Origin of the sequence: Flavivirga jejuensis (assembly GCF_030540765.1) — a bacterium.
Classification (GTDB): Bacteria; Bacteroidota; Bacteroidia; order Flavobacteriales; family Flavobacteriaceae; genus Flavivirga; species Flavivirga jejuensis.
Genome location: NZ_JAUOEL010000002.1, coordinates 203,970 through 229,936, shown reverse-complemented (window position 1 = coordinate 229,936; position 25,967 = coordinate 203,970). Strand labels below are relative to the sequence as shown.

Annotated in this window: 26 protein-coding genes and 1 riboswitch; of the genes, 5 read left to right on the top strand and 21 right to left on the bottom strand. The window is 31.5% G+C overall.

What is annotated here, in order from left to right:
- Positions 1-62 precede the first annotated feature (62 nt).
- From Q4Q40_RS06110 to Q4Q40_RS06085, 6 genes are all read right to left on the bottom strand, one after another.
- Complete coding sequence (locus Q4Q40_RS06110) at positions 63-728, bottom strand: peroxiredoxin-like family protein (RefSeq protein WP_303300890.1); 666 nt, start codon at positions 726-728, stop codon at positions 63-65.
- Between the two features lie 262 nt (positions 729-990).
- Positions 991-1,539 carry a carboxymuconolactone decarboxylase family protein gene (locus tag Q4Q40_RS06105; protein WP_303300889.1) on the bottom strand — a complete coding sequence of 183 codons (549 nt, stop codon included), beginning with the start codon at positions 1,537-1,539 and terminating at the stop codon, positions 991-993.
- A 73-nt stretch (positions 1,540-1,612) separates the two neighbouring features.
- On the bottom strand, positions 1,613-2,176 hold the full coding sequence (locus Q4Q40_RS06100; protein ID WP_303300888.1) for a TetR/AcrR family transcriptional regulator: 564 nt from the start codon (positions 2,174-2,176) through the stop codon (positions 1,613-1,615).
- Positions 2,177-2,624: 448 nt separating this feature from the next.
- Positions 2,625-3,335 (bottom strand): LytR/AlgR family response regulator transcription factor, encoded by a 711-nt coding sequence (locus tag Q4Q40_RS06095; protein ID WP_303300887.1) that lies wholly within the window; start codon positions 3,333-3,335, stop codon positions 2,625-2,627.
- Entirely contained in the window at positions 3,332-4,396 is a 1,065-nt protein-coding gene (locus Q4Q40_RS06090; RefSeq protein ID WP_303300885.1) for a sensor histidine kinase, read from the bottom strand. The genes Q4Q40_RS06095 and Q4Q40_RS06090 overlap by 4 nt, the downstream gene beginning before the upstream one ends.
- A 168-nt stretch (positions 4,397-4,564) precedes the next feature.
- Positions 4,565-5,557: a Kelch repeat-containing protein gene (locus tag Q4Q40_RS06085; RefSeq protein ID WP_303300883.1), complete on the bottom strand. Its 993-nt coding sequence runs from the start codon at positions 5,555-5,557 to the stop codon at positions 4,565-4,567.
- 285 nt (positions 5,558-5,842) lie between these two features.
- Here Q4Q40_RS06085 and Q4Q40_RS06080 point away from each other — a divergent pair, with 285 nt between their 5' ends.
- The 3 genes from Q4Q40_RS06080 to Q4Q40_RS06070 all read left to right on the top strand — a co-directional run bounded on the left by Q4Q40_RS06080 (position 5,843) and on the right by Q4Q40_RS06070 (position 9,026).
- Positions 5,843-7,147, top strand: coding sequence for a DUF4270 family protein (locus Q4Q40_RS06080; protein WP_303300881.1), 1,305 nt, complete (start codon positions 5,843-5,845; stop codon positions 7,145-7,147).
- A 5-nt stretch (positions 7,148-7,152) separates the two neighbouring features.
- Complete coding sequence (gene bamG / locus Q4Q40_RS06075; RefSeq protein ID WP_303300879.1) at positions 7,153-8,400, top strand: BamG family beta-barrel-assembly machinery protein; 1,248 nt, start codon at positions 7,153-7,155, stop codon at positions 8,398-8,400.
- Between the two features lie 158 nt (positions 8,401-8,558).
- The gene (locus Q4Q40_RS06070) at positions 8,559-9,026 is read left to right on the top strand and encodes a GNAT family N-acetyltransferase (RefSeq protein ID WP_303300877.1); all 468 of its coding nucleotides are present in this window, start codon (positions 8,559-8,561) and stop codon (positions 9,024-9,026) included.
- 66 nt (positions 9,027-9,092) lie between these two features.
- Here the strand turns inward: Q4Q40_RS06070 and Q4Q40_RS06065 are convergent, their stop codons facing one another.
- From Q4Q40_RS06065 to thiS, 15 genes are all read right to left on the bottom strand, one after another.
- Positions 9,093-9,794, bottom strand: coding sequence for an SCO family protein (locus tag Q4Q40_RS06065; protein ID WP_303300875.1), 702 nt, complete (start codon positions 9,792-9,794; stop codon positions 9,093-9,095).
- Positions 9,757-10,386: a toxin-antitoxin system YwqK family antitoxin gene (locus Q4Q40_RS06060; RefSeq protein ID WP_303300874.1), complete on the bottom strand. Its 630-nt coding sequence runs from the start codon at positions 10,384-10,386 to the stop codon at positions 9,757-9,759. The genes Q4Q40_RS06065 and Q4Q40_RS06060 overlap by 38 nt, the downstream gene beginning before the upstream one ends.
- Positions 10,387-10,742: 356 nt before the next feature.
- Positions 10,743-11,471: a YHYH protein gene (locus tag Q4Q40_RS06055; protein ID WP_303300873.1), complete on the bottom strand. Its 729-nt coding sequence runs from the start codon at positions 11,469-11,471 to the stop codon at positions 10,743-10,745.
- Between the two features lie 717 nt (positions 11,472-12,188).
- On the bottom strand, positions 12,189-13,616 hold the full coding sequence (locus tag Q4Q40_RS06050) for a CotH kinase family protein (protein ID WP_303300871.1): 1,428 nt from the start codon (positions 13,614-13,616) through the stop codon (positions 12,189-12,191).
- Between the two features lie 2 nt (positions 13,617-13,618).
- The gene (locus tag Q4Q40_RS06045) at positions 13,619-14,338 is read right to left on the bottom strand and encodes a DUF2490 domain-containing protein (protein WP_303300869.1); all 720 of its coding nucleotides are present in this window, start codon (positions 14,336-14,338) and stop codon (positions 13,619-13,621) included.
- Between the two features lie 13 nt (positions 14,339-14,351).
- Positions 14,352-14,972, bottom strand: coding sequence for a DUF4956 domain-containing protein (locus Q4Q40_RS06040; RefSeq protein ID WP_303300867.1), 621 nt, complete (start codon positions 14,970-14,972; stop codon positions 14,352-14,354).
- Positions 14,973-14,975: 3 nt separating this feature from the next.
- Positions 14,976-15,725 carry a polyphosphate polymerase domain-containing protein gene (locus Q4Q40_RS06035; RefSeq protein WP_303300865.1) on the bottom strand — a complete coding sequence of 250 codons (750 nt, stop codon included), beginning with the start codon at positions 15,723-15,725 and terminating at the stop codon, positions 14,976-14,978.
- A 207-nt stretch (positions 15,726-15,932) separates the two neighbouring features.
- A complete protein-coding gene (locus Q4Q40_RS06030; protein WP_303300863.1) occupies positions 15,933-16,229 on the bottom strand; it encodes an EF-hand domain-containing protein in 297 nt (98 codons plus the stop codon).
- 891 nt (positions 16,230-17,120) lie between these two features.
- Entirely contained in the window at positions 17,121-18,224 is a 1,104-nt protein-coding gene (gene thiH / locus Q4Q40_RS06025) for a 2-iminoacetate synthase ThiH (protein WP_303300862.1), read from the bottom strand.
- Positions 18,225-18,232: 8 nt separating this feature from the next.
- Positions 18,233-19,012, bottom strand: a complete 780-nt coding sequence (locus tag Q4Q40_RS06020) for a thiazole synthase (protein WP_303301427.1) — start codon at positions 19,010-19,012, stop codon at positions 18,233-18,235.
- 4 nt (positions 19,013-19,016) lie between these two features.
- Positions 19,017-19,667 (bottom strand): thiamine phosphate synthase, encoded by a 651-nt coding sequence (gene thiE / locus Q4Q40_RS06015; RefSeq protein WP_303300860.1) that lies wholly within the window; start codon positions 19,665-19,667, stop codon positions 19,017-19,019.
- 8 nt (positions 19,668-19,675) lie between these two features.
- Positions 19,676-20,470: a hydroxymethylpyrimidine/phosphomethylpyrimidine kinase gene (locus tag Q4Q40_RS06010; RefSeq protein ID WP_303300859.1), complete on the bottom strand. Its 795-nt coding sequence runs from the start codon at positions 20,468-20,470 to the stop codon at positions 19,676-19,678.
- Positions 20,471-21,061, bottom strand: coding sequence for a thiamine phosphate synthase (locus Q4Q40_RS06005; RefSeq protein ID WP_303300858.1), 591 nt, complete (start codon positions 21,059-21,061; stop codon positions 20,471-20,473).
- A 3-nt stretch (positions 21,062-21,064) separates the two neighbouring features.
- Positions 21,065-22,924 carry a phosphomethylpyrimidine synthase ThiC gene (thiC, locus tag Q4Q40_RS06000; protein WP_303300856.1) on the bottom strand — a complete coding sequence of 620 codons (1,860 nt, stop codon included), beginning with the start codon at positions 22,922-22,924 and terminating at the stop codon, positions 21,065-21,067.
- Positions 22,925-22,954: 30 nt separating this feature from the next.
- A complete protein-coding gene (gene thiS / locus Q4Q40_RS05995; protein WP_303300854.1) occupies positions 22,955-23,158 on the bottom strand; it encodes a sulfur carrier protein ThiS in 204 nt (67 codons plus the stop codon).
- 324 nt (positions 23,159-23,482) lie between these two features.
- A riboswitch (TPP riboswitch) is annotated at positions 23,483-23,577 on the bottom strand.
- A 529-nt stretch (positions 23,578-24,106) separates the two neighbouring features.
- Here thiS and Q4Q40_RS05990 point away from each other — a divergent pair.
- Both Q4Q40_RS05990 and Q4Q40_RS05985 read left to right on the top strand, forming a co-directional pair.
- The gene (locus Q4Q40_RS05990) at positions 24,107-24,883 is read left to right on the top strand and encodes a hypothetical protein (protein WP_303300852.1); all 777 of its coding nucleotides are present in this window, start codon (positions 24,107-24,109) and stop codon (positions 24,881-24,883) included.
- A gap of 274 nt (positions 24,884-25,157) precedes the next feature.
- The gene (locus tag Q4Q40_RS05985) at positions 25,158-25,526 is read left to right on the top strand and encodes a hypothetical protein (protein WP_303300851.1); all 369 of its coding nucleotides are present in this window, start codon (positions 25,158-25,160) and stop codon (positions 25,524-25,526) included.
- Positions 25,527-25,967: the final 441 nt, after the last annotated feature.

Here is a 25,967-nt window from a genome sequence, read left to right as displayed (position 1 = left end):
TCCCCGACCCTTGGGGATCACCGTGTGTACACAAATATTGATAATTTGATCAATCATGTTTTTCATTTTATTTCTTTTAAGATTTCTATTAAATCTTTAGGTTCTGCTCTATTTCTATAATCAGCATCTAAAAAGGCATATTTAATAATTTTATCTTGTCCTATTATATAGGTTACTGCCAATGGTAATTCTCCTTTGGTGTTACCATTATAATCACTCAATCCAAAGTTTTTTTCATATACATTGGCTACAGCATTTGTCAATTTATGAACCACTTTGTAGTATCTGGCAACAACATTGTCAACATCACTTAAAACTTCAAATTGCAATTGGTGTTTTTCTTTTGTAGAAATCGAACTGTCTGGTACTTCTGGCGTAATTGCCAATAAGTTTGCATTATATTTTTTAAACTCGGTAAGCGATTGCTGCATGTGCTGAAGTGTTATATTGCAATATGGACACCACCCTCCACGATACCACATTAAAATTACTGGTCCTTTTTTAAGTTGATTATATAAAGTTACATGTTTACCAGATGCATTTGGAAGCTCAAAATTTAATGCCGTGTCTCCAACTTGCAATGCGTTTAATACAATATTACTTTCTTTTAGTACTTTTAGACCTTCTGCATAAATTTGCTTTTTATCTGTAGATGCATGCTTTGCTGTATCTGTTTTTCGCTTATTTAATTTGTTTTCTAATGGTCTTTGTGAATCTTTAGTTTCCATAAATTTGTTTCAGGTTTTTTTAATTTTAATAAAGAGTCTGTCTAAAAAGTGATGAACTTTGCCAACCTATGTTTGCAAAAGGGGGGGAGTGTCATTGAGAACGAAGTGAAAAATCAAAACATTAAATTTTTTAGAAATTCTTTACGGCTTCGCTTTTACCTTCTAAACAAAATATACTTTGTTTAGAAGGTAATATTCAGAATACCCTTTTTTAGACAGTCTCTTTACAGCTATTAATATGCAGTTTGTGATAACTACATTTCTATTTTTTCCAAGCAAAAGGTTGAAAAGGAGTATCTATAGGTGTATTTGCAATATGGTTGGTATAGTTGCTAATTACTTTTTGAGATAGTCCTAAGATAATTTCTAATAGTTGTTGTTCTCCATAACCAGCTGTATAAAATGCTTCTAAATCTTCTGGTGTTACGTGTCCACGATTACGAACAATGGTTAATGTCATAGTACGCAAGGTTTCTAATTTTGCATTTTCAAGAGGTGTTTCGTTACGCAATGCTTCTGTTATAGCATCATCAACTTTCATCATTTTTGCAATTCCTGTGTGTGCAGGCACACAATAGTGACAAGCATGTTCTACGTTTATGGTTTGCCATACAACGGTTAATTCTTCCTCATTAAATGATGAATTAACAAATAATTCGTGTAAGGTTTGGTATGCATTAAGAGTGTTAGGAGCCCCTGCTAATACCCCATGTAAACCAGGAATCATACCGTAAGCTTTTTGAGAATTTTCTAATAATGTTTTGCTACTTTCTGGTGCTGTTTCAATGTTGTGAACTTTTAAAGTTGTCATAATTTCTGTTTTTAATTTATTATTAATATTGATAATAACTAAATGATCGTTTAGTTATAGGGTAAAAAAATGTTTATATATTTTTAAATGTCATTTCTATATAATCTTCAATTTCTTTTTTACTATTTACTCTAGATGCTGCAGCAAGACCATGTTTAGCTAATAATAAAAAATTGGCTTGTTTTATTACCGTTTCTTCATCTTTTGTAGTATCCATTTTTAATTTTTCAATCATTAATTTTTTAAGCTTATTCATAAAAAAACCCATTTGCTCTTTTATTAATTGGTCTTCTTTATCTGAAAATTCATTATATGTATTAGTTACTAAACACCCTTTTTGATTGTTACCTTTATAATTAACATCAATAGAGTCATAAAAGAATTGTTTAATGTCTTTAACGCCATTTGTTCCGTTTTCAAATTTTTCCAGAATAACACTTACTTTTGTTTTATAACACTTTAAACTTTCGAGGAACAATCCACGTTTATTACCAAAACTTGAGTAAATAGAAAATTTGTTTATGCCCATTTCTTTTTCAAGCATTTGGATGGATGTTCCTATGTAGCCATTTTTCCAAAATAGATTCATCGCTTTTTCAATAACTTCATCGTCTATATATTCTTTTTTTCTTGGCATTATTTCTAATTACAGAACAAAACTAAACAATCGTTTAGAAATAAAAAGTATTTTAACATTTAATTAGTTTTTATAATAGAAATTATTTGAAATACAAATTTGTTATACATTGGGATATTGAGAAATAAAAGGTGTTAAGCCTAAATCTTGTTAAATACTGAAATACTGAAACAAGTTCAGCACTGGCAAGTTCAATACAGAAAATGGGATTAGTCTGTTATAACAAAGTTACAGTGTACTTACATCTTTTAAAGAAGGTCTGGGGTTCTGTATTAACAATTATTTTTGAGCCTTTAAAACTTTACAAATATCATTTGGACATCATATTTGTGGGCATACTGCAACATGACAAAGGCGTGGTTCAACTTACAATTTTAATGTGTCTTGCAGACTTAACTTCCCAAGTATTGAGTTTTCCTGCTACGCCAATAAGCGTGGAGTAATAAAATTAGCTTTCAATTTTTTTAATAAACTCATCCTTATAATTTAATCCTATTGGAATTCTTTTTTCATCAATAATAATTCTATTCCTTTGCACAGAATGTATATGCTTTAAGGATACAATAAAAGATTTATGCACTCTAATAAAATTAGTTTGCCCTAATCTATTTGCAAACTTTTTTAAAGTGCTTAAGGTTAAAATGGGTTTATCTGCATTTATATAAATCTTCACATAATCTTTTAAGCCTTCAATGTACTTTATTTCTTCTAAATTAACTTTTAGGTTTTCATATTCTGATTTTACAAAAATAAAACCACATGTTGATTCTTCATTTACTACTTTACCAGATTCTTCTTCTTGCCTTAAGTTTAAAGTATTCTGAGCTCTTGTAGCTGCTTTTAAAAAACGATGAAATGGTATTGGTTTTACAAGGTAATCTATAGCAGATAAATTAAAGCCTTCGACAGCATAATGAGAATACGCTGTTGTAAAGATAAACATGGGTTTATGGTCTAAAGATTTAATAATATCTATTCCAGAAAAGTCTGGCATTTCAATATCTGTAAATATTAATTCAATTTTATGATCTTGCAAAACTGCCGTTGCCTCAAACCCATTTGAACATGATGCCACTAATTCTAAAAATGAAATTTTAGAAATAAAATCTTCTAATAGTTCTAAAGCAAGTGGCTCATCATCTATGATTATACATGTCATTCGTCTACATTTTTTAATTTTATAACTAAATTTACTTCATACGATTTTTTATTATTTGCAATATTTAATGTATGCGAATTTGGATATAATAAATTCAATCTATTTTTTATGTTTTCTAAACCAATTCCTGAATTTTTATTTTTAGATTTTGTTGGTGAAGATGTGTTATAAACGTATAAGTTTAACGCTTTGTTTTCTATTGAAATTTTAATTAGAATATTTGTTTTTCCTTTAAAGTCAGTTCCGTATTTAAATGCATTCTCAATAAAAGAGATTAATAATAAAGGCTCAATTTTATAATTTAAATTACCATGCACATTTACTCTTACTCCGCTTGAATCTTTTAAACGAAGTAGCTGTAATGCTATGTAGTTTTGGATGTGATCTATTTCTTTTTTTAAAGGAACAAAGTTGGCATTGGCTTCATAAATCATATAGCGCATTAACTCTGAGAGTGTTACTATAGCGATTGTTGTATTGTCTGATTTTTTATTTGCTAATGAATAAATACTATTTAAAGTATTGAATAAAAAATGGGGGTTTAATTGGGCTTTTAAAAATAATAATTCAGAATTTATTTTTTGAGACTCGACTTGTGTTCTTTGTTTTTCTGTTTTATACCATCCAGAAACTAATCGAACACTAGTGCTTAAAGCAATGAATAGGAGTAATGAGAATGATGAATGGAAAGGTTTTATAAAACCTATGCTCTTTTTGTTTTTTTCAAAGTCTAAACCTAAACCTGTAGGGTTTGGTATTCTACTTAATAAAGGACGTGTTCTTGGGCGAGGAATTAATGGCTCAAAAATAAAGATAAATAATAAAATAATAATACTTGATACAGCGATGTATAAGATAATTTTTTTATTAAGTAATAATTTAGGGACTAAAAAAACATAGTTTAGATAAAAGACACCTATTAAGATAGAAGTTCTTATATAAAAATCTTTTGGAATAAAACCGAATCTAAAATAAAGCTGAGTGCCAATAGTTGCAAATAAAATAGTCCATAACAATATATGAATAATTGTATAGCGTGGGTTTTTTAATATAGTGCTCAATCCATTCATCATTTAAACGGCAAATTACTAGGAAATGCTCTTAAAAAACTCCCAATGAAACCTTATTTTTTTCACAAAAAACAAAGTTGAATAATCCTTTTCATGATAAGTCATTTTCAATATTCAACTCTGTTTAATGATTCAAAAACTACTTTATCAATTAATCAATTAATCATCTTCATCTTCTAATTCATCTGGTCTAAACTCCCATACATCATCAAAATAATAACTACCACTTCTACCCATTAACACGTATGCTTTAGTGCTAAATGTAAACGCAGATGCATTTTGCCTTGCAGACCCTTCAAAATAAGGTACCTCATCCCAAGTATCTGTTTCTGGGGTGTATACCCAACTTTCGGTTGTTATACTACTTGATATTCCTGTAGTAATATATCCTTTACCGTTCATTGAAAAACCAACGCCACTACTTAATAAAATTTCGTAATCATCATCATCATCATCGTCGTCGTCTAAATCTGTTAAGCGAGTCCAGGTAGTTCCATCAAAAGAATAAAAATCTTCCACGTATGCACCATCATTAATACCTAATCCTATGTATGCCACATCATTAATAATGAATACCGAGGCGTCTTTACGTTTTTCTCCTCCAAATCCTACACTTTGTTCCCATGAATCTGTTGAAACATTATATTTCCAAAAATCTTTTTGCTCACTACCATCATATCCAGTACCAATATATCCATAGCCTCCAACTGAAAATCCTATAGCTCCATACCTTTCTGTACCTGGAAAGTCTGCCTTTTGTTCCCATGTATCAGTATCGGGATTGTATTCCCAAAAATCTTTTAATTCATTATCTCCATCATATCCAGTACCTATATATCCTTTCCCATTTATAGAAAAGCCAACAGCGCCACTTCTAGCAACTCCTGGAAAAGGTTCTTTTCTCGTCCAATAGTCGTCATCAGAATTGTATTCCCAGGTATCAGACAAATAATCATCTCCATCATAACCTGTTATTAAATATCCCTTAGTACCTACGGTAAAACTCACGGCATTTGATCGTGAATTCCCATCAAACGTTGAGCTTTCAACCCAATTACCATACTCATCATCATCATCATCATCACTGCAGCCAACAGCCAATATAAATATTGTTGATAAAAATAAAAGGCTACTTTTTTTTATTAAACTCATCTTTGTCATTTTAATTTATTAATTAGGTTCTTGTTGTAAACCATTTATAAAATAATTTCTTTTAATCTTACACAAATCTATACCCAATTAAATGGGAAAATGTATGAAATAGACCAACAGGGATTTTTTATCGCCTTATTGATGAAAAACATCGACAAACTTTAATGGTTTCTCATTTTCAGTCATTTAACATTTATTTAGCAAGGTTATCTACAAAATAGCTGTGTTCGTATATTTTATATATCATCATACGTCTTATCACAATACTTTCGCTTAAAAAATAAAATGAGATTTATAATTATTAGTATAATGTATGTTGTTCTATTCTCATCTTGTTCTTCAGAAGAGGTAAAAAATTATCCAGTAGGAACTGATTTTATAGAGAACAATGTACAGGTAAAAATTATTGATACTTTTTCTATAAAATCGGGCACTTTTAAATTAGATTCATTAGTAACGTCTAATACAGAGCGTATTTTATTGGGTGCTGTGTTTGATAGTGATTTAGGGTATACTACGGCTCAGTCTTATCTTCAAGTTGTAAATTCAGATTTTTCGATTGATAGTGAAGCTGTTTATGATTCTATAGGAGTTATTTTGAATTATGATCGCTATTATTATGGTGATACAACGCAAGTTCAAACATATAAAGTACATCGGCTTTTGGAAGCTGTAACACCCGATGATGACGATGCTTTTTATAATACTTCGAAAGTAAAATATGACTCGAATGAACTGCTAGGTGAATTAACCTTTACACCACGACCAAATAGAGAGACAGATTCGTTATATATTCCTATAAGTGACGCATTAGGTAAAGAAATTTTTGATAAGATTTTAGATAATGATATTAATAATTCTGATGATTTTACCCAATTTTTTGATGGGTTTACCATTATTCCTGATACATTATCAAATAGTCATATTTTAGGGTTTAAAGCATCAACAGCTACAGGTACAGAAAATAATTCGAGTATGCGATTATTTTATACTGTTGATGATGGCGATAGTGAAGACAATAGTTATTATATAGATTTTCTTATTTCTGAATCTAACTATCAATTTAACGCTATAAAAACAAGATCATCAACAATAGGTGATTTTGAAGATTATGAAACAATTATATCTAGTGATGCTACCAATGATCTAATATTCACTCAAGCAGGCACAGGCATTTCATCAAGAATAGAAATTCCCTCTATTAAAAATATAAACGTGATTTCTAGTACTGCTACAACTTTAAGTGCTGGATTAACTTTTAAGCCATTAAAAGGGAGTTACGATGATAATACCCCATTAAAAGATTCTTTGGCTGTTTATGTTGTTGACCATAAAAATAGAATATTAAATCAGCTTACAACTATAAGTGGTAGTAGTAGCTATGCCATCTTAAGCGAAAATGATGATGAGTTCGATTCTGATACATATTATTACATTGATTTAGGCGGATATGTTGAAGAAATTTTAAGTAGTACTTATGATTTAGACTATGCTTTAATGATTCAATTTATTGATTATGATAAAACGATTAATAGTATTGTTATTGATGCTAATGAAATTGAATTAACGATTAATTACTTAAACTATTAAATTAAATGCTAAAACAAATTTTATTGCTATTATTTTTATTAATATCAAATGCATTAATATCACAAAACGGTACAAGCACACCGTATTCTCTATTTGGTTTAGGTATTGAAAATAAAACGGCAACTGGAGGTTTAACAGGTTTAGGTAATACTGGATTTGCTCAAAAGAACATAAGTGAAATCAACATCTATAATCCTGCAAACCTGGGGAATATGGAGCAGAATTCATTTTTATATGAGTTTGGTATTAATGGGGTGTTTTCTGAAATTAAAACAGATAATACTAGTGATAAAACGAATGATGCTAATATATCACATTTCGCCATCGCCTTTCCAATTAAAAAAGGTTTGGGAGTGAGTTTAGGGCTTTTGCCTTATACTAAGGTTGGTTATGATGTTGACCTTCAGAATTATATTGAAGGATCAACAAGCACATATACAACAAGGATAACTGGTTTAGGGGGCTTAAGTAAATTCTATTTATCTAGCGGTATAAAAATTGATGAAAATTTATCGCTTGGTGTTGATTTATCTTTTCTTTTTGGATCTATTGACCAAGAAACACAAGTTTATTCAAATTCTTTTGTGTCTATTAGTGATGTTAATCGTTATAGTGGAGTTAAATTAAAAACGGGTATCCAGTATACTTTACCAAAAATTAAGGGTAGAGAGATTACTATAGGTGCAGTTATTGAATTACCTACATCACTTAGTGGTGCTCAAACAAGAAATTCTTATAAAGTCACATCTTCTGATGTTGAAGTAGCAATAGAGACTGACATTGAAAATGAATTAGATGATTTTGAACTTCCTTTAGCATATGGTTTTGGAATTACTTCTCAATTAAATAAAAGTATAACTACTAGTTTTGATTTTAAAAAATTGCTTTGGGGAAATACAAATCAATTACAAAATACCGAAAGTTATGTGGATCAAGACATTTATGCCTTTGGTCTTGAATACTACAATCCTTCTAAAAGAAATCTTAACAGTTCTTGGAATAAAATTAAATATAGATTTGGGTTTAATTATAATACAGGGTTTTTACAAATATCAAAAACCCAAATAGATAGTCGTTTTGTTTCAATAGGCTTAGGAATTCCAATAACAAAGGATAAAACAAATTTTAATATTTCATATTCATACGGAAAAGAAGGTACTATTGGTAATAATCTCATTGAAGAAAATTATCATAAAATCACTTTAAACTTAAATTTTGTTGGAAGATGGTTTGAGAAACGGAAATTTTTCTAAATAAAGTGGTTTAATTTTCAATTTTGAATGCGTCTTACAGGCTTCTCAAAATAGATAGCGCCTTTTTCTGTCAAGCAATAAGCATAGTTACTACCAATTTATTTATAAAATATCGGCTTTAATACGATACTTTATAATTAAATTGGTATCATGCATACATGATAACGAAGCTAAATCACAAAAAAGAAGATGTATCTAAAGAAATATATCGTGTTTTCCAGGCATCATATAGAATAGAAGCGGAATTACTTCAAGTGCCATTTCAAGATTTTCCACCTTTAAAAAGAACGGTACATGGTTTTCAAGAGAGTACCACAAACTTTTATGGTTTTTTTAAGGCATCGGAATTAGCAGCTGTTATTGAAATTGATATAATTAATAATACAACAGATATCTGTAGCCTTATTGTACATCCTTTATATTTTAGACAAGGTATTGCTAAGGAGCTTTTAGATTTTGCTGCGAAATTACATAAATCGGAATTCGTTATTGTTGAAACTGGCCTGGCAAACAAACCTGCTATTGCTTTGTACGAGACATTTGGTTTTGTATTACTAGGAAAATACAAGACTTCGATAGGTATAGAGAAAGTAACATTCTCGTTAGAAAAATCTAACCTTACGTGAACTTGATCTAAACTAAAACGGGTAAGTTAAGCTGATGTTAATCTTTAAACAATTAAGACTATCTGGCTAGTGTTCTGATTTTAATGTCTTAACATCTGTAATTAATTGGGCAACGGATGCTCTATTTAATCCATTATAGATACCACGGATGTGTTTGTTTTTATCTATAAGTAAAAAGTTTTCGGTATGTAAAAAGTCATTTACATCTTTTGGAACCCCTAAATCATTTTCAACAAAATACTGATTCCTTCCCAGATTATAAATTTCTGTTTTATCTCCTGTTACCAGATGCCATTTATTATCAATAACACCATTTTGCTTAGCATAATTTTTCAGCACTGAAACGGAGTCTATAGTTGGGGTTACTGAATGTGACATAAATAATATATCAGCATCTTTTTTAAATTCTTCTTGTAAGTTACCCATATTGCTGGTCATTTTTGGGCAAATACCAGGGCAGCTTGTAAAAAAGAAATTTGCTATATATATTTTATTGTCGAATGTTTTTTTGGTTACGGTATCTCCCAACTGATTTATTAGTTTAAAATCAGGGATTTTATGAAATGCTTTTTCTTCTTCACTATTTGGTACTAACCAATGGGGTGTAAAAGATTCATCATCATAGTAAGGCAAATAGTCTACTCTACTTGTTTCTTCTACTTTGATATCTTCTTTTTTTATTTCTTTTTTACAACTTATAAAAATTGCAAGCAAACAAATAAATAGATATCTATTTATTTTTACGATTTTTTCTAACAACGACTTCATCTTTTAGTTGATAACATAAATTAGAACGCATTAAACCAAAAATACGTCCGTTTTTAGCTTCATAATTTATATACAATTTTCCGTTTTTTAACCAGGCCTGTTGTATCCCGTTTTCTCTTCCATCAACTAGGTATCTTAATTTAGCTAGTTGTCCATTGGGATGCCATTGTTTTTCCACACCTTGTTTTATACCATTTATATAATTGGCTTCTTCTGCTAAAGTACCATTTTCCCACCAACTTCTATAAATTCCAACGAGTCTATTTTGACTATAATAAGACGCAACACGTAGTACACCATTTTTAGACCACCTTTTGGCAATTCCTTCTCTTTTACCTTTATAAAAGCCTAATTTTTCTTCTAAAGTGTCATTTGGATGAAATTTTACAGAGTAACCATTATACGGTTGACCATTATAATACCATTTCCCTTCAATTTGATTAAGTACCAATGCTTTTTTAGATACTTCGGTACTATCTATAACTACTGTGTTTTCTATAATAGTATCGTTCTTAGCCAGATCCTTATCTACTAGGGTTTCCTTGCAGCTGATAAAAGACATCGTTAATAACATTAAAAAAAGAGGTTTCATAAGGCGTTTTTTTAGTCTACGTTTTTGTTGTGGCAGGCTCATCCCGTTTCCTGTGCTGAATTTGTTTTCAGCATTTGGAGGATCAAAGTTTAATACCCCGATTCTTGGGGCGATTCTTATTATTAGGCTAGGGGCTTACCCAGAGGTTTAATACCTTTTATTGGGTTTCAAATCTAGTTAAAAGGATGTGTTTTTGTGCATTTCACTTTCTGTTTTTAAAAACGTTTGACACAAACTTCACGAATTCGGTTTTACCATAATTATTATGTTACATTTTGGTATGTCGCGAAGTAACCTTTTTGTCTGTTAAAGCAAACCTATAGACTATTCATAGAAAGCCCATAGGTTTGTTTTATTTAATAACCTTGATAAGGGCCTGCAAATGCAATGTAAGATCCAGTGGTAGAATATATTTCATTAATAATATGGTAATGGTATTCTTCTTCACCATCTGTGTATTGCGTTGTTGATGTATGCCCTCCAGAAGCATCTAAATTTGTTGGATAGGTTCCTGTAGAGTTACATTTTCTTCCATAAAGAAAAACACCATCTAATAATATGCCTACTAAGTTTTCGTCATCATCGCTAAAAGCTTTTGGTTCTAAGTGATAGTGATACACGCCTGGACCTATGTGAGCTCCTGTCCAATCTAAGCTGCCAGCTGCTTGATCTAAATCACCAGCGCCTTCTTGGTCGTTAAATAAAGATGAACCGCTAACGGCTATACCAATAGTGCCTAATGCTGTAGAAACGGTATTTCCTGTTAAATCGGGAGTGGCATCCACTGTTATGGTTGTAGCATTATTATTACTGGACATAATACTTGGTGTTAATTGAACGCCTGGCTCTTCTATATATAGGGCATTACCCTCTCCCCAATAAACTGTTTCATGGTCTGGTAAACCAGTAGTTTCTATAACAACGTTCGATCCATCTAAGTAAATAGTTGTTGCATCTGTATTAAATGCTGCAAAGGCGGCGTGTAATGTTGTTTCGCTAGTATCATCTGTTGAATTGTCATCATTTGAGCAAGCCATAGAAATTAATATGGCTAGTAATAAGCTGATTTTTAATAAATTTTTCATAATAATTATTTTAGTGTTTAATATTTTAGATGTGTTTTTTTGAAAAAACTTGCGCAGGTGTAGATATTTGCTTTTTTTCGATACGATTTTTTGCAAAAAACACTCAAACTGATATAAATTTTTTTATCCAAGATTCACGTTAATTATAAAGATTCTTCCGTCGTACCTCCTCCCATTGACGTGTTTTATAAGTTGTTAATTTACAATTGTTTGTCATTCAGAGCACAGCGAAGAATCTTTACAATTAATTTCTAAAAATTCTTCAGTCGTAAGCTTCGCTTATATCTTCAAACAAAATATATTTTGTTTTCGATAGCCTTCTGAATGACGCCCCAATTACGTCATTTCATCCGCTAGTTAAAATTTTTAACACTGATCTACCATTGACGTGTTTTATAAATAGCTAACTTTCAATTGTTTGTCATTCAGAGCACAGCGAAGAATCTTTATTATTAATTTCTAAAGATTCTTCAGTCGTACCTCCTTCTGAATGACACCCCAATTACGTCATCACATCCGTTTGCTAAAATATTAGCAGATGTCTCAATGTGACAAAATAGAACAAAACAAATTTAATTAATTTATTGATATTAAGCTAATTAACGTTGATAAGGAATATTTGACTTAAACTATTTATTAAAAAAAGAAAAGCTTCATGATTATCATGAAGCCTTTCCTGCTATTCAACCAATTAAATAAAAAAAGGTCACTATTATTTTAATCCAAATAATTACTCACTGCTGTTGCACGCGATGAAACATGGGAATTGAGTGTATTTATAGCTGCTTGAAAATCTGAACTGGAATTTAAGAATGTATATCCAGAAATTTCTGAAGTAGCATAAGATTCAATTAAAGCTGAATATGTTGCATAAGTAGATTGGATTGTACTTACATTAAATACACCATCAACAACCTCTTGTACATAAGCATCGTATTTTGCTTTATAAACATCATCTTCGTACATATTTCCAATTATAGGCCATTGTGTTTTACTTAAATCTGAAAAATCTAACGATAGAGACCCGCCTTGTTTACCAGTTTGGAGTGATTCATTATTATCCCAAGGAATCCATGTTAATTTACTAGTATCTGGGTTGTTATATAAAAAATAATTATGTGTCATTCTTCCATAAGTATCCCAGTTTTGAATCACTGTATTTATTGCTAAGTATTTCAAAAATACATCTGTATCGAACACTGTTTCTAAATTAGCTCTCCAGGTTGCAGGGTCGGTTGTTCTGGTGCCATCATTTATGATAGAAAGTAAACTTTCAACATCAGAAAAATCAGCTTCGTCTTCATTTGTTTTTTTCACATATTCATCTTCGTCAAAAGTACCTGAAGCAAAAGAAGCTGCATCCCCATCTGGCTTATATAAATTTCCATCATCGCTAGAAAACTGGGTGTCTATAACCGTATCGTCTACTTCTTCTACTAAAGTGTAGAGTCCAAAATATATTGGACCATCTCCATGATCTACATAAACGGTATAAAAAGATGTATGTGACATTGCCAAACCAGCATTTTTAAAGATATCGGCGGCTACTTTTTCTCTTAACATGGATTTATCGTCGTAATTATTTTTAAGACTAAGTTTTTTAAATCCATAAAAACGTTGATTGTCTATTTGTGGATAGTCATCTTCGAATTCATCAAAATCTAATTTAAACGATAGTTTTAAAATTCCAGCTCTCCATGCACTTGACAAACTAGAATTTCCTTTAAAACGGACACCTACTTTATACCATTCGATACCATTATAAAAAACGGAAGAAGGAACAAAAACAGGGTCTTCATCAGAAAAACCACCATTGCCTCGACTACCAAAAGTCCCATATAATTCAGTCATATTCGCTAGCATAACTGCCCAGTTATCTTCCGAAATAACTAAATCAATTCTTTTTACAGCAGTATCATCAAATACTTCATCAAAATCTGGATCTGCATCTTTACTATGCGTTGCTTCTGTCCAATCTGTAGCTACAAAATCGGTATCATCAATGACAGCTTCGGTATCATCATCATCAGTTACATCACCTTCTTCTTCTGTTGTGGTATCATCATTAGAACATCTTATAAATAAAGAGGTTATTATAAATAGAATACTTAATAGTGTTGATAATTTAAAAATTATTTTTTTCATAGTTATTTATTTTTAAATGTGTAAGTGTATTTTAAACCAATGATATTGGTGGTTTCTGGAGTTGTTTCGTTTAACTCTTTTTCAATGCGATAAAACACATCAATTTTTCCATTTTTTTTAAATTCATAGCTCGTTCCCAGTGTTAATCGATATTTATCGAATTCACTGTCTTCTCCTTCTTCAAAATGATGAAATAGTTCTGCTGAAAACTTAGGATCCAGCTTCCATTTTTTAATGTTGTAACCAACGGCCGTTTTAAAACGTATATGTTGATTGGCATAATCACCTTCTGAATTGGAAACCCCTAATTCATTTTTATTTTGATAGCGCAATCTATATTTTAGTGAGAAATCGTTTATTTTATGCTTATAAGAAGCATCTATGTTAAACCTGAAATGATTTTCATAACCTTGTACATTGCCTTGGTTATCATTTTTTCGTACATAACGAAGTCCACCCCCTAATTCAAAATTGTTAAATATTTCGTATTCAGCATTTAACTGTGTAAAATAATTATCAATTTCTGAAACATTACTTTTTAATCGCAGTTGTTCTTCCAATCCGAAACTCCATTTTTTATTTAATTTGTACTTTATAGCGATGGTATTCCAACTTGCCAAATCATTGGTGTCATCTGTTTGCGAATAACTGGCATTTGTGAAAAATATCCCTACTAATATTATTTTGAAATATAGTAGCTTCCAAATTTTTAAAACTTTCATGAATTAATTTGTTTTAGTCATTTTTTGAGTAATACTTCTCGTTATAGTAATAAATTGTTAGTATAGCTGTATCTTTCAAAAAATCGACATCACCTAAAGTCACTTTGTTTATTGCTATGCCTGTTCTGTGTTCTAAATCCTTTTTAAGAAGCTCATAGTTTTCTGGTTTAATATTTTCTATATTCTCGTATACTATTTGCTTTGTTACTTCGTGTTTTAATAACCACAAACGCTCTATAATTGCTATGGATACTACTATGATTACGTTACCAAGAATAATTTCGGAATAACTCATTTTTTTATTTGCTAACGAGTTAATTACAGATACGCCAATAACGATAAACAAGTAGGTCATTTCTTTTATGGCAACAGGATCTGTACGGTATCGAATAATGCCAAAAATGGCAAAAAGGCCTAATGCCATGCCTACATCGAGTTCATATTTTTTAAGGGTAAAGCATAGAAAAAAGACGATGATACTAATCATATAATAAGTAAACAGATAATCTTTTCGTTTAGCTGAACTATAATATAAGTATCGAATAATAATGGTTAAAAACCCCATGTTTATTATAAACCGAAACAACATTTTATAAAAATCATTATCAAAAAGGGGAATGTCTAAAAACTCCATAGGTTAATTTATTATTTTATTTATTTTATTTATTTTTTCTTTGAAACGGTTATATTTTAAACCAGTATGTAGGTTAACCATACCAATACAATATTTACTAATGCTATAGGGGTGGTATTGAAATGATTTTAAAATTTTAACTATTGGAGAATTTCTATTAAAAGATTCTTGTTTGACTTCTATTATAACCAAATCATCATACGTTTTTTCGGCTTTACCCATTGTATAATGGATGTTTAAATCGATAGTGACTCTTTCGTTAAAACTAATATTTACTAAAGTCATTCGATTAAAATCGTTCCATAAAGTAGGAGACAGGTTATATGTTTTTGAGGTAGCCGCAGTAATGAAATCTATAGAGTTTTTAGACAAATCTGTTTCAAAATCATTTATAGTTGTTCTTGATTTTGTTGTTTGCCCTTTGCCATTTTTTTGTTTTATTTCAAGAAAGCAAAGGTCGGATTCTACATATTTCCTAATCCTGATTTTTGTTCTATTATTTTTTCCATTATGATGGTCTTTATAAAATTTGACCTCGTTAGTATCAAAATATAGAGAAGAATAAGTCATTATTCTATTCTTCTCTATTTCCAACACTTTATAATCATTCTGTATGTTTTCTAAAATTAAAATCAATTGTGATTTATGAATAACAAATTTGGTATCTGTTCTTTTCATTAATGCCACACTATTCATTTCCTTTAATGAAATAGGAGAAAACATACTTATATTTTTTTCAATACTATGCTGCATTTGGGGTATGTATGATCTATAAAAAATTATTGTTATTATTAGTCCACGCCTTTGTCGTGGCAGGCTAATTACGCTTCCTGTGCTGAACTTGCCCAGTGCTGAACTTGTTTCAGTATTTCAGTATTTAGCGGGGTCTGGGTTTAAGACTTCGACTTTTGGGCGATTCTTACTATTGGATTCTGGTTTTGCCCTGAGAATTAATACCTTTTATTCTCTTTCTGGTCTTTTTCCTTTTGGTTTTGGTGCTTTTTCCAACTCCTCTTTTGTGATAAAGCCATCTTCATCGGTATCAATTTTTGCAAAATCTTTTTTCAATGGCCCTTTGATTTCTTTTTCAGAAAGTTTACCATCTTCGTTTGCATCCATTTTAGTAAACAACTCTTCAATACTTGGTCGTTTTTTGTCTTTTTGTTCCCCTTCAGAAGATTGGGCGTTTGCATTTAGTGTAAATAAGAAGGATACTATTCCTACAAGAAAAACTGTTTTTAATCTGTTACATTTCATATATCTATTATTTATTTGATTAGATACTTTTTAGATGCAATAGTTTTTTTAAACTTGTGCTTTATTTGTTTTTTTTAACAAAAAAAGAAGATTTCTTAACATAAGAAAGTCCAGTTTTTAATAAGGAAAAAATGCTGTTTTAATATGTTTTTTTGAATATTTTTATTTTTTAATAAACTGATTTATAGTTGTTTATTATGAAATTTTTAGTTAGCGCTAATAACTGTTTTTTCTGTTTATGGACATATATTTTTTGTGTTGTTTTTAAGTTATTTTAACATTAAATTATATTTAATTTTTTGTTAAAAGCATTAAAAAAAAACAGTTTGACTTTTATAATTGGCTTAAAAAAGTCCCTTTTTTATATTTATTCTAAGTTGAATGATATGATAATTAAGACACGAATTTCACAAATTTGCATGATCGGTAGACAGGGAGGAATGACTGAAGAATCTCTTAAAACTTTAATGTTTGGTTTTTAGAGATTCTTCGACTCCGACAATTATCGGAATGCTATCATTGATGTGTTTTGTAAGTAACTTATTTTTAATTATTTGTCATTCAGAGCGCAGCGAAGAATCTTTATTATTAATTTCTATAGATTCTTCAGTCGTACCTCCTTCTGAATGACACGAACCTTTTGCAAACATAGGATGACACCCCAATTACGTCATTTCATCCGTTAGTTAAAATTTTTAACACAGATCTCTGATGACACTAACCTTTTGCAGATGAATGGTAGTAAATTACTGTAAACTAGTCGTTTGTAAAACATATCAATGATAGCTCAGCCGAAATGCTATAAAAGACTATTTCCAATGTCTTCGGCAAAGTCTGTACTGAGAGCAACCGAAGTGCTCAGACTGATATCTGATATATTATTAATTTTTGTTATTTGCTAAACCAATCTTTCCAGACAACTTCATAACCCTGAGATTGAATCATTTGTTTAATTTGTTCGGTTGTACGATCGTCTGAAATTTCAAATTGTTCGAGGGATTCAGGAGCCACGCTGTAACCGCCTGGATTTGTTCTAGATTCTGCACTAATAGATGTAATGCCTAAGTGGATACAGTGATTTCTAAAGATTTCACTTTCACGAGTGGATAGGGAAAGTTCAACATCTTCATCTAGTAATCTATAAGCACAAATTAATTGTACTAAATCAGTATCGGTCATTTCTACTTTGGGATCCAACCCACCTTGATGGGGCCTAAGTCTGGGGAAAGACATGGAATATTTTGTTTTCCAATATGTTTTTTGCAAATATTTTAAATGTAAAGCTGTATAAAAACTATCAACCCGCCAATCTTCAAGTCCAAAAAGTGCTCCCAAACCAATTTTATGAATCCCAGATTTACCTAATCGATCTGGTGTATCTAATCGGTAATCAAAATTCGATTTTCTACCTTTTGGGTGATGTGTTTTATAGGTGGCTTTATGATAGGTTTCCTGATATACTAAAACAGCATATAATCCAGATTTTATTAGGGTTTCATATTCGTCCTGATCTAAGGGTTGTACTTCAATGCTGATATTTGAAAATTGAGATCTAATGAGGTCTATAGCATGTTTTATGTATGGAACGCCAACCGTTCTGTTTGCTTCTCCTGTTACCAGAAGAATATGGTCGTATCCCAATTTTTTAATATGTGCTACTTCCTTTAATATTTCTGCGTCACTTAACGTCTTTCTTCTTATACGATTATCCATACTAAACCCACAATAGGTGCAAATATTTTGGCATTCATTAGATAAATACATGGGGATATACATTTGCATGGTATTTCCAAAGCGTTTTTTGGTAATGGCATGACTTCGTTGCGCCATCTGCTCTATAAACGGTTTAGCTGCTGGAGAAATTAGTGTTTTAAAATCTTCTAACGTTATTTTGTCTTTAAGGAGTACTTTTTCTACATCCTGACCAGTTACTTCGTAAATCTCTTTTTCTAAAGTAGACCAATCGTATTTTTCAAATGTATGTTTAAAAGACATGGTTTTAACTAATTTAAGTCGTTTAGAAAAGAGGTGAGCGGGCTGCTAGCTTCCGCTTGATTTTTAATGGGGGCTAATTTTGCATTATAAGCCATTCTACCAGCTTCAACGGCCATTTTAAAAGCAATACCCATGTCTACTGGATTTTGAGATACAGCAATAGCGGTATTTACTAAAACAGCATCTGCTCCTAATTCCATGGCAAATGCAGCGTGAGAGGGCGCACCAATACCCGCATCTACTATTACAGGTACGTTACTTTGTTCGATGATAATTTCTAAAAACTCAAGCGTTTTAATGCCTTTGTTACTTCCAATAGGAGCACCTAATGGCATGACGCATGGCACGCCTACATCTTCCAGACGCTTGCATAATACGGGGTCGGCATGGATATAAGGCATCACTACAAAACCGAGTTTCACCAATGTTTCAGCGGCTTTTAAGGTTTCAATAGGATCGGGGAGGAGGTATCTAGGATCTGGATGTATTTCTAGTTTTACCCAATTTGTTTGAAGTGCTTCTCTGGCTAATTCGGCAGCAAATACGGCTTCTTTAGCAGTTCTTACACCAGATGTGTTTGGAAGTAAATTTATCTGATTGCTTTTTAAGTGAAGGAGCATATCGTCCGATTCATTTTCCAGATCCACACGTTTCAACGCTACAGTAACCAATTCACTTTCTGAAGCTACGATGGCTTCACGCATGTTATGAGTACTGCTAAACTTGCCTGTTCCAGTAAATAACCTTGATTTAAAAGTCTTGTCGGCTATTTTAAGTGTATCTGTTATCATTTTATATTTTTTGATTTGGATTCCAAACCTGTTCTTGCTCTGAAGGGCTGTTTAACAGTTTTTTGAATGGATTAATTTTATTAAAATTTTTGGTGATTTCTCCTGAAGCGGCTATACCGTAAACGCCTGTTTCTAAAATTTCGGGAACATCATGTATTGTAATACCACCAATGGCAATAATTGGAATGTCCGTTTGTAGTGCTTCAAGAATGGTTAGATAACCGTTTGTTCCTAAAACGGGACTTAAATGGTCTTTGGTTGTAGTAAAGCGGAAAGGTCCCAAACCTATATAATCTACTTTTTTTTCGATTAATATGTCACAGTCTTCAAGTGTGTTGGCGGTACCTCCAACAATTTGCCAGGTCTCTAAAAATTTTCTTGCAATGGTTGGACAGGTATCACTTTTCCCCAAATGCACACCGTCTGCTTTTATTTTTTTTGCAATTTTATAATGATCATTTATAATTAAGCGCGTTTGAAATTGTGCAGTGATTTCTCTAGCTTCTTCAGCAAGTTTTAAAATCTTTTTTTCGGACAAATTCTTTAAACGTAGTTGTACCAATTCTACTCCAGAAGTACATGCTTTTCTGATGTTTTCAAGATGCTCTTTTCCTGTATTTCCTTGTGATATGTAATGTAGTTTCGGAATCATAATTCTGGTTATTGACTATTGGATTTTATACTTTGAGTTGGTGGAAAGGTATTGTATTTATGCTTTCCTAACAGGCTGGCATCAGAATTTAAAAATTGTTCTGTATACTGTTTTGCGTTTTTAGCTGCATCTTCTAATGCGATATCCAAAACAAAATTACTTGCCAGAGAAGCGGAGAGTACACAACCGCTTCCGTGTTTTTGATATACTTTATCGGTATTTGGTGGTATGTTTACCATAACGATGCCACTGTGATATATGGCATCCCAACCTTTTTTGTCGGTTCGATGGCCTCCTTTTAAATAAATATTAGTGAAAGAAGCTATATGTTCAATCGTATTTTCAATATTTAAGTGAGGATATAGACTTTGAATTTCATCATAGTTTGGAGTAACCATAAAACACTGTTTCCATATGTTGTCTAGTAAGCTTTGGTTTTCGGTTTCGTGAAAATCAAAACCAGCACTTGCTTTGATAATCGGATCTAAAACAATTTTAACATCAGCATTTAATGCATGTAATTTGTTTAAAATACGATTTAATATGTCCCAGGATTCTACGATTCCAATTTTTACAATGTGGATATCAAAGCGTTGAAAGAGGGTTTCAATTTGAGCAATAATCACATCAATTTCTGTCCAGATACATTGTTTAAAATCAATATCATTTTGAACGGTAATAGCTGTACAAACAGATAAACCATACAGACCATGTGCTTCAAATGTTTTAATGTCTGATGTTAATCCTGCTCCGCTAGAAGGATCATGACCAGCAATGGTTACTATGTATTTAGTGTCGTTCATTTATCGCTCAAAATGATTTTTCATCTTTTTAAAAATATCTATAGGTTTGTTGCTATTCCAAATACCGCCTAAAACACCAACACCTTTAAAACCTAATTTGTCAAATTCATTGAGATTATCTGTCGTAACACCACCCATTCCAATAATGCGTTTATCAATATGATTGACATCAAAACCTCTCCCTTCGTAGCCTTTTTTTGATATTGAAGAAAAAACTGGGCTGAGCAAATGATAGTCAAACTCAAAATCACAGGCCTCTAAATCATCAGGCTCATGAAAAGAACTACTAATGGTTTTTCCGTACATATTCAATCCTTTAAAATAGTGTCCTGGATTATCTATATGGTCTTTTCTTTTTTGTTCTTGAAAATGAATGCCTTTTAAATCGTATGTATTGATTAACTCATGAAAATAATGAACTACAATGCGATGGTGATATTTAACATCAATTTGGTTTAAATAGTCAACATGTTCTTGATGATTTTTTTCAGGTTTTCTCAAGTGATAGTATTCTAAACCAGCTTCGAAAAGCTGATTTAGAATTAAAATTTCATTTTGAATGTCTTCTTCAGGAGCAATTACTACGACCATGGTTTATAAATATACTTCGCTTCCTTTTTCTTTGAACTCTTTCGATTTTTCGTCCATACCTTTTTGGATCACCTCATTATCAACAATATCATTTTTAGTGGCAAAATCACGTACTTCCTGAGAAATTTTCATGGAGCAGAATTTAGGACCACACATAGAACAAAAATGGGCAATTTTTGCACCATCGGCAGGTAAGGTTTCATCGTGGTATTCTCTTGCCAATTCTGGATCTAATCCCAGATTAAATTGGTCTTCCCAACGAAATTCAAACCGTGCTTTACTTAAGGCATTATCTCTGTGTTGCGAGCCTGGATGTCCTTTTGCTAAATCGGCAGCATGCGCCGCTAATTTATAGGTAACAACGCCTGCTCTAACATCCTCTTTATTTGGTAGTCCCAAGTGTTCTTTTGGGGTCACATAGCAAAGCATGGCACAGCCGTACCAACCAATCATAGCAGCACCAATTCCCGATGTAATATGATCGTAACCTGGAGCGATATCTGTTGTTAAAGGGCCTAATGTATAAAAAGGCGCTTCATCACAAATTTCAATCTGTTTTTCCATGTTTTCTTTTATCATATGCATAGGCACGTGACCAGGGCCTTCTATAAAACATTGTACGTCATGTTTACGGGCAATTTTTGTTAACTCCCCTAAGGTTTCTAGTTCGGCAAATTGAGCTTCATCATTCGCATCTGCAACAGAACCTGGACGTAATCCATCCCCTAAAGAAAAGGCGACATCGTACTGTTTTAAAATGTCACAAATAGCCTCGAAATGCGTGTAGAGGAAGCTTTCTTTGTGATGTGCCAGACACCATTTTGCCATAATAGAACCACCACGAGAAACGATGCCTGTTACCCGATTTGCTGTCATGGGTACGTATCTTAGTAACACACCTGCATGAATGGTGAAATAATCAACACCTTGTTCTGCTTGTTCAATCAAAGTGTCTCTGAAAATTTCCCATGTTAAATCTTCTGCAACGCCATTTACTTTTTCTAAAGCTTGATAAATTGGAACGGTTCCTACTGGTACGGGAGAGTTTCTAATAATCCATTCTCGAGTTTCATGGATGTTTTCACCTGTCGATAAATCCATGATGTTATCTGCTCCCCATCTACAAGCCCAAACGGCTTTTTCAACTTCTTCTTCAATAGAAGAGGTTACGGCAGAATTGCCAATATTGGCATTGATTTTTACCAAAAAGTTTCGTCCCAAAATCATGGGTTCTGCCTCTGGGTGATTAATATTTGATGGAATAACGGCGCGACCTCTTGCGACTTCAGAGCGAACAAATTCGGGCGTGATCTTTGACGGAATTGCAGCGCCAAAGTGTTCTCCTTTATGTTGCTTTGTAATTTCGGTCATTTCGTCAATTCGCTGATTCTCCCGAATAGCGATATATTCCATTTCTGGTGTTATAATGCCTTGTTTTGCGTAATGCAATTGGGTTACATTTTTTCCTTTTTTAGCACGTAATGGCTTTTTGAGTAACGAAAAACGCATATGATCTAATGAGGCGTCATTTAAACGTTCATTACTATATTCTGAGGTAAAATGGTCTAATTGTTCTACGTCATTACGATCTAAAATCCATTGCTTACGAATAGGGGTAATACCTTTATGTACATCAATGTCCTTATTTGGATCTGTATAAGGCCCCGAAGTATCGTATACTGTTACCGATTCGTTAGGCGTTAATTTTCCAGTCATGGAGTCTTTAGTATCACTAAGAGAAATCTCCCTCATGGCCACTTGTATGTTTGGGTGTATTTTACCCTGAACATAGATTTTTTTCGAATTAGGAAACGGATTTCTTGAAATTTTTCCTTCTTTTGGAGCTGTGTCTTTTGTTTTCATTTCATAAATACTTTTAGTACTGGAATAACATTAACCACCTTGGGTTGCCTGAATAATTAAAACATGATCATTTGATTTGAAGCCATGGGAATCCCATAATTCTTTTGCAATAATTTGATTGTTAATAGCAAAAGCAATGCCCTCTAATGGTGACTTGATTTTAGTAAGTAGCTTAGAAATGGTGGTCGTTTCTTCAACCTCCAATACCGTCTCATTTACTGATATTTTAATCATAAATAATTCATTTTTAATCTAAAAACTCTCCGACCATGGGTCGTGTCTGCCTGTTGGCAGGGTTTCCTATTCACCTCTCTCCTTTAGAGAGGTCAGAACTACTTTTTTTGTAGTTCTGGGTGAGGTAAAATAAAAAAATCGGTTTTTGCCTCTAAAGGCAAAATGAAACTGGCGAAATATCCCTATGGCTTCCCTCGGGGATAATAGTCAGTTTTAAGAATTTTTTTATAACTAAAAAGGGAGAGACAAAATGCTTTGAAATAGAAGTACAGCCATTACGAATAATGTGTACTTAAATAAGAAGTACGTAAATGCATTAAGTAAAATGCATTTCTAACTTTTTCCTTCGTTGGTACTAACCATATCAGGTTCAAAGGGACTCTCTCAGTTCCAAAAAAGGAACACCCCTAAAGTTTACTATACAAACTTATTTAAAAATCTGGAGTTAAACTATATTTTTTGAATAAAGATTAGATGTTTTATTAAAGTATTTGAAAAAAGAGGGAATAATAAGTAGAACAACAATTTTAAATGTTAATGTAACAGCATTACACTATTGGCTACTAATAAATATAAAAATCTTTTACATAAAAATCCCTTTAAGAAAAGTTTTTCCCCCTCTAATATATGTTTAATCCGTCATATATATGTAATAATCCGTTTAAGATAATTTTTATCAGTGATATTTATTAATTAATTGTTTATTAGGTAGTTGTTGTTTTTGTGTTTGATTGCATTTGATCATTTGTATTAGAGTTTCAAAGACATGAATAAGTTATTGTTTCATGAAAAATTCGATTAAAAAATTATGACCCTAATCTACTTTATTTTCTTTATGAAATAGAACGTTATCAGTTTCTGGTAGCACTATTTTTATTTGTTGCATGGAATTACCAAGTCTAACAGTCCACTTAAGATGTTCATTCTAGTGGTGAAATAACGAAAGCTATGAAAACAGAAAAAGTTAAAAATCATAAACAGAAAATCCTAGTAATTTTGGGTTCGATAATCATTATTATTGGATTGGTTTTTATATTAATAATAGTTAATAGGGGAGAAGATAAGATTACTTATAGTTATTTAAATTCACCAATACAAGTTGATTTGGTATCCAAAGATAATCCTGTTATAAGAATTAACGATGAAAGAAGAAGATGGAAAACAGGTGATGATGAGAAAATTGCTAAACAAATTCAAAAAGAAGTTCAGGAACGAATCAATCATCTTGAAAAAGAGAATTCAGAGCTTATATCAAAAATGGAAGAAGAAGATGGGAAACACGAAAAAGTAAAAAAAAGTAAAAGTATTTTGGAAAACAACAGGTATCAAATTGATGTTTTAAAAGAAGGGATTAATGAAATTCAATATCTTGGAGACGTAAAAAAATATACCTTAACTTACGATAAAGTTAATGAAAATCATGAACATTATCGTGTAAAGAGACACCATAAAGATACCTTATTATTAATATTAGAATATTCAGATGTAGCAACTGCTTTGCACGAATCAAGACATGCTTACCAATATATAAAAGAAGGAAGCCAAAAAGGGAAAATGTATTTTTGTAAAGAAGATAATGTACTATCCTATAAAGACAGTACAGATTATTATCATTATGAAATTAAAACATATAGATTACAATATTCTTTTTTAAATAGTAGCTTTCCAAAAATTTCAACTTATTCTGATATTAACGAGGCATGGCTTAAAAATCGAAAAAGGTAAAAGTTATGACGTTACGTTTCATGATGAAGAACGGATACAAATACTAACAGCGTAATAAAAAACTATAATACAAAATAGCAATCATAAGTAACTGGTAAGCAATGTGTAGCATAAAAATGATATTTAATAGAAGGGTTTGAGTGTAAATAAGCTCTTGATTTAAGAGAAAGTGATTATTTTTGCAAATAAATTGAAGCTGAAATATCAGTTTATGTAAGAGCTTTTTAACAAAGAAATAATTTTAGACAAGCAAGAAGTATTTTAAAAATATGGCATGCTTTTTTCTATGAGAGTAACCCTTTTATCTTTCATTATCATTAAGTTACTGGCGCCTTTATGGTGTTTAACAGATTATATTATCAATTATGATTATATAGTTAATAATCTATGTGAAAATAAAGATAAAGTTGAAATGCAATGTAATGGAAAATGCTATTTATTAAAAAAACTTCAAGAGAAAAATAGTGAAGAAGATAAAAAAGAAATAAATTTTAGCATTTTAAGATTTCCAATAATCAATACCATTGATGTTTTACAAGCTCCAAATGCTTTTTTTCAATTAAATAACAAAAATATTGTAAACAAAAACAATATTTCAAAAAGACTTTTCTGTATAGAGATCGATCATCCACCAGATCTTTAACTTACCAAGTAGATATTATACCCTGGTTATTGATCCACGTTTATGACGTGGCAGACTAACCCTGCTTCCTGTGCTAAACTTGTTTCAGTACTTAGTGAGGATTGGCTTCTTTGGATTCAGAGCTTGCCCTGAGGTCTAATACCCTGTTTGTTGGTATAATTCACGTATCTACTTCCTTGTAAAATAGAGACTTTGCAAATTGATTTAAGAGGAATCATTCGGTTTAAATAAAGAAGGTAACATTTATACTTGACCCCTTTTTGAAACCTTCAAAGTTCTCAAAACAATTGGTTGACCATATTATATACTGTTATATGTCATAATAGGATTTCTCTAACAGCAGTGATCTATTTTGATGTGTAAAAATTTGTTTGCATAGCTATGTTATGCTCAAAAAACAGATAAAATAAGATGTGTCAATAAACAATAAATAAAGCAATG

Excerpts from the sequence above, each read along its gene's own strand:
- Q4Q40_RS05985 (WP_303300851.1), top strand. The coding sequence starts at position 25,158 with ATGCTTTTTTCTATGAGAGTAACCCTTTTATCTTTCATTATCATTAAG.
- Q4Q40_RS06050 (WP_303300871.1), bottom strand. The coding sequence starts at position 13,616 with ATGAAAAAAATAATTTTTAAATTATCAACACTATTAAGTATTCTATTT.
- Q4Q40_RS06110 (WP_303300890.1), bottom strand. The coding sequence starts at position 728 with ATGGAAACTAAAGATTCACAAAGACCATTAGAAAACAAATTAAATAAG.
- bamG (WP_303300879.1), top strand. The coding sequence starts at position 7,153 with ATGCTAAAACAAATTTTATTGCTATTATTTTTATTAATATCAAATGCA.
- Q4Q40_RS06085 (WP_303300883.1), bottom strand. The coding sequence starts at position 5,557 with ATGAGTTTAATAAAAAAAAGTAGCCTTTTATTTTTATCAACAATATTT.
- Q4Q40_RS06040 (WP_303300867.1), bottom strand. The coding sequence starts at position 14,972 with ATGGAGTTTTTAGACATTCCCCTTTTTGATAATGATTTTTATAAAATG.
- Q4Q40_RS06035 (WP_303300865.1), bottom strand. The coding sequence starts at position 15,725 with ATGCAGCATAGTATTGAAAAAAATATAAGTATGTTTTCTCCTATTTCA.
- Q4Q40_RS06005 (WP_303300858.1), bottom strand. The coding sequence starts at position 21,061 with ATGGTCGTAGTAATTGCTCCTGAAGAAGACATTCAAAATGAAATTTTA.
- Q4Q40_RS05990 (WP_303300852.1), top strand. The coding sequence starts at position 24,107 with ATGAAAACAGAAAAAGTTAAAAATCATAAACAGAAAATCCTAGTAATT.
- Q4Q40_RS06055 (WP_303300873.1), bottom strand. The coding sequence starts at position 11,471 with ATGAAAAATTTATTAAAAATCAGCTTATTACTAGCCATATTAATTTCT.
- Q4Q40_RS06045 (WP_303300869.1), bottom strand. The coding sequence starts at position 14,338 with ATGAAAGTTTTAAAAATTTGGAAGCTACTATATTTCAAAATAATATTA.
- Q4Q40_RS06105 (WP_303300889.1), bottom strand. The coding sequence starts at position 1,539 with ATGACAACTTTAAAAGTTCACAACATTGAAACAGCACCAGAAAGTAGC.
- Q4Q40_RS06080 (WP_303300881.1), top strand. The coding sequence starts at position 5,843 with ATGAGATTTATAATTATTAGTATAATGTATGTTGTTCTATTCTCATCT.
- thiE (WP_303300860.1), bottom strand. The coding sequence starts at position 19,667 with ATGATTCCGAAACTACATTACATATCACAAGGAAATACAGGAAAAGAG.
- Q4Q40_RS06030 (WP_303300863.1), bottom strand. The coding sequence starts at position 16,229 with ATGAAATGTAACAGATTAAAAACAGTTTTTCTTGTAGGAATAGTATCC.
- Q4Q40_RS06065 (WP_303300875.1), bottom strand. The coding sequence starts at position 9,794 with ATGAAGTCGTTGTTAGAAAAAATCGTAAAAATAAATAGATATCTATTT.
- Q4Q40_RS06095 (WP_303300887.1), bottom strand. The coding sequence starts at position 3,335 with ATGACATGTATAATCATAGATGATGAGCCACTTGCTTTAGAACTATTA.
- thiS (WP_303300854.1), bottom strand. The coding sequence starts at position 23,158 with ATGATTAAAATATCAGTAAATGAGACGGTATTGGAGGTTGAAGAAACG.
- Q4Q40_RS06100 (WP_303300888.1), bottom strand. The coding sequence starts at position 2,176 with ATGCCAAGAAAAAAAGAATATATAGACGATGAAGTTATTGAAAAAGCG.
- Q4Q40_RS06010 (WP_303300859.1), bottom strand. The coding sequence starts at position 20,470 with ATGAACGACACTAAATACATAGTAACCATTGCTGGTCATGATCCTTCT.
- thiH (WP_303300862.1), bottom strand. The coding sequence starts at position 18,224 with ATGTCTTTTAAACATACATTTGAAAAATACGATTGGTCTACTTTAGAA.
- Q4Q40_RS06070 (WP_303300877.1), top strand. The coding sequence starts at position 8,559 with ATGATAACGAAGCTAAATCACAAAAAAGAAGATGTATCTAAAGAAATA.
- thiC (WP_303300856.1), bottom strand. The coding sequence starts at position 22,924 with ATGAAAACAAAAGACACAGCTCCAAAAGAAGGAAAAATTTCAAGAAAT.
- Q4Q40_RS06060 (WP_303300874.1), bottom strand. The coding sequence starts at position 10,386 with ATGAAACCTCTTTTTTTAATGTTATTAACGATGTCTTTTATCAGCTGC.